A 3,533-nucleotide genomic window follows, 5' to 3' on the forward strand; every position below is an offset into this window, starting at 1 on the left:
ACGCTGCCGGGGGTGACGGTGGCGGTGACGCCGGCCGGGGCGCCGGTGACGGTGAGGTTGACGCTCTGGGCGGAGCCGGCCGTCACGGCGGTGGAGACGGTCGCGCTGGTGGCGGAACCGGCGCCCACGGTGCCGGAGTTCGGGTTCACCGCGACCGAGAAGTCGTTGCCGGGCTGGGTGCTCGTCACCTTCAGCGAGTAACTGCTGGTGTGGCTGCCGGAGGTGGCGTTGCCGGTGATCGTCAGCGGGTAGGTCCCGGCGGCGGTCGCGGCGGTGGTGGTGATGTTCAGGGTGGCGGTGCCGCCGGCGGTGACGCTGCCGGGGGTGACGGTGGCGGTGACGCCGGCCGGGGCGCCGGTGACGGTGAGGTTGACGCTCTGGGCGGAGCCGGCCGTCACGGCGGTGGAGATCGTCGCGCTGGTGGCGGAACCGGCCGCTACGGTGCCGGAGTTCGGGTTGACCGCGACCGAGAAGTCGTTGCCCACCGGGGTGCTGCTGGTGTACTGGGAGAAGATGTGGCTGAAGTCCCACTTGCCCTGGCTGATCCCGGAGCAGTCGTCCCGCCCGCCGGTGCCCGGGCAGCCGCCGTTGTCGCGCTGGAGGGCCCAGAACGACAGCGTGTTGATGCCCTTCGAGACCGCCCAGTTGTACACCGCGGTCGCGTTGGCGACGGTGAAGGTCTCCGCCGGGCCGAAGTCGTCGATGCCGACCATCTCGGTGACGCCGATGGAACCCCATAGCTGCGCCGGGGTCCTGGTCGGGTAGAGCTTGGCCAGCTGGTTGTAGAGGCCGGTCGCCGCGGTCTGGGTGTCGGCGGCCATGTCGTGCGCGGCGTTGTCGTAGTAGTCGAAGGTCATCAGGTTGACGACGTCGATCCGGGCGTTGTTCGTGACGGCGTTCTTCAGCACCGCGAGGCCGCTGGAGGCGAGGCCGCTGGTCGTCGTCGGCAGCGTGTAGGAGAACTGGATCGAGCGGCCGTTGGCGGCGGCCCAGTCCTGCACCAGCTTGATCGCCTTGTTGCGGCGGTCGATGCCGGCCGTGTTGGTCAGCGAGTTGTCCTCGATGTCCAGGTCGATCCGGCTGATGTCGTACGTGGTGATGACGTTCTCGAAGGCGGCCGCGATCTGGTTGACATCCGTGCAGCTGTCGGCCAGTTCGGTACCGGTGTTGTCGGCGGTGTAGCCGCCGAACGACGGGATCACGTCGCCGCCGTTGGCCCGGATGGTGGCGATGTCCGCGCCGAAGGTGGCCTGCGAGACCGGCATCGAGCTGTCGCCGTTCCAGTACGGCGTGCAGGAGCCCTTGGTGGCGGCCTGGAGGAACGCCATCGTCAGGTGCTTGGCACCGGACTGGGCGGCGAGCGCGGCCGGGCTCTCGCCCGTCCAGGCCTCGAAGTACGGGGCGAAGACCCGGGTCGGCAGCGGGGTGGCGGCTTCGGCCGAGGCCGTCCCGACGGCGACCAGGCCGGCCGACGCGGCCAGTGTGACACAGGCCGTCAGGGCGGCCTGGAGTGTTCTGCGTAGACGCATGGAATTCTCCAACAGACTTGGTGGGGCAGGACGTTGGTGAAGAGCGGGGCTGCGCGGCGAAACCGTGGGACCGCGCAGGTGTCAGCGCTGCGGAGCGGATGCTGCGGAATGTGGTGGGGGCGTGCGGCGGGTGGGCGTACGGAGCCCCCGTGCCACCCGGACGGGCGGACGACAGTGCGTGGGCAGGCGTGCGCCGTGCGGGTCGGGGGTGGAGCGGAGCAGGGCAGGGCAATGCCTCAGCCGCCGGTGGTCACACCCCCACAGTGCATCCCGGTCGGATCGACATGCTTATGGTTGGACTAGACCACTCGTCTGTCAAGAGTCCTAACTGTTCGTCGGCGGACGGGTCGGGCGGTCACCGGACGCACCGTCAGGTCCGCGCGGGCGGCGCCGCCGGAGCCCCACCGGCCCCAGGGGCGCGGCTTGGCGGGAGGGCCGCCGCCGTGGTCGGGAGGGTCTCAGAAGGCCTGTGCGAGCAGCTCGTCGACGAGCTCGGCGACCCCGTCCGGCCGGCGCCACCGGACGGCGGGGCGGTGCGCCGCCAGCCCGCGGACGGCGGTGGTCAGCCAGGCGTCGTCACCCAGCAGCTCGGCCCGCTTCCGGTCGACGACGAGGCCGAGCAGCGACTCCAGGAGCACGATCTCGCGGGAGGGGTAGAACGCGCGGTGGTGGCTGAACCCGGCCGACCAGATGTCGTAGGGGTGCCGGACCATGGCCCGCAGGCACGAGCCGTGGGTGGTGATGCCCGGGGTCCTGCTCAGCAGGCCGCCGACCCTGGAGCTGGAGAACCGGTCGGCGGTGACCGCCACGCCCAGCTCCATCAGCCGGTCCCAGGCCACCAGGTGCGGCTCCCGGCCCACGACGCGGTGCACCAGGCCCTCGGGCTCGAAGGTGAGGTGGGCCCGCTGCCGGTGGTCGCCCAGGATCCAGCGGCCGTCGACCCGGACCAGCGGGCCGAGGCGGTCCGCGGCGGGCTCGGCGCGCCCGGCGGCGGCCGCGGTGGACGGGGTGGTCGTGGCGGACGGGGTGGCGGGCGGCGGGGTGGCGGCGTTCGGCTCGGTGGCCACGGTGCTCCTCGGGCAGGCGTCGGCATCATGCCGACCAGTCTTCCCGGCTCACCTGGTGCCGACAGTACACCGTCGCACCCCTGCCCCGTACGGCAGTTCGGGAATCGCCGCCGCACGGCGGGCGGTCCGGGCGGTGCCGCGCCGCCTTGGTGCCGTGGCCGCGCGCCGGTCGTTGCGCGCGGCCACGGCGGGCCCGGTGCTCAGGACACCGGGCGGCTCGGGGCGGTCCGCCCGTGGTGCGGGGCCGTCAGGCCGGCGGGCAGAGGGTGGCGCGCAGGGCGTCGATGATCTTCTCGGCCTTCTCGGCGCCGAAGCCCTGCGGGTGGTCGGGCGCGGTGAAGCGCTGGTTGACCAGCTCGACCAGCTTGGCCCGGTCCTTGGGGAACTGGTACATCGCCTGGCACTGGTTGCGGGCCCGGTCGACGGCCTCGTCGGGCTTGCCGCCGACGATCGCCGGGTCGATCGCGTCGAGCGCGGCGACCAGCTTGGCGGCGTCGGCCGAGCCCGGCTTGGCGGGCAGCCCGGCATCGGCCGGAGGCGCGGGCTTGGGCGGCGCCGACGTGGCGGAGGCGTCCGGGGCGTCGGGGGTGGCGGGCGGGGTCGATCCCGGTGCGGGCCCGTCGGGGCTGCCCGTGGCGGGCGCGCCGGGTGCGGTCGGGGTGGCCGGCGCGCCGGTGCCCGAGGGGTCGGCGGTACCGCCGGGGGCGGGGGTGCCCGGTGCGGACGCGGTGGCGGCGGCCGGGGTGGTGGGGGAGCCGGCCGCGGATCCGCCCGAACCCGAGCCGGACGAACAGGCAGCCAGGCTCACCGCGGCGAACGCCGTGAGGGTGGCGGCGAGGAGACGAGTGCGCATTCCGCCACACTGTCATGTTCGCGCCGCTCAAGGGAAGATCCCCCGACGGCGAAGCGGCGGCGGCCCGGGGGGGGCCCCCCCGCC

At 73.7% G+C, this 3,533-nt stretch carries 3 protein-coding genes; all 3 read right to left on the reverse strand.

Annotation, left to right across the window (positions count from 1 at the left end; all coding sequences use genetic code 11):
* On the reverse strand, positions 1-1,529 hold a 1,529-nt coding region (locus ACFWA9_RS38495), incomplete at its 3' end, for a chitinase (RefSeq protein WP_380394132.1).
* A 458-nt stretch (positions 1,530-1,987) separates the two neighbouring features.
* The gene (locus ACFWA9_RS38500; protein WP_380394135.1) at positions 1,988-2,596 is read right to left on the reverse strand and encodes a hypothetical protein; all 609 of its coding nucleotides are present in this window, start codon (positions 2,594-2,596) and stop codon (positions 1,988-1,990) included.
* A gap of 247 nt (positions 2,597-2,843) precedes the next feature.
* A complete protein-coding gene (locus ACFWA9_RS38505) occupies positions 2,844-3,449 on the reverse strand; it encodes a hypothetical protein (RefSeq protein ID WP_380394137.1) in 606 nt (201 codons plus the stop codon).
* Between the last annotated feature and the right edge of the window lie 84 nt (positions 3,450-3,533).

Origin of the sequence: Kitasatospora sp. NPDC059973 (genome assembly GCF_042737525.1) — a bacterium.
Taxonomy (GTDB): Bacteria; Actinomycetota; Actinomycetes; order Streptomycetales; family Streptomycetaceae; genus Kitasatospora.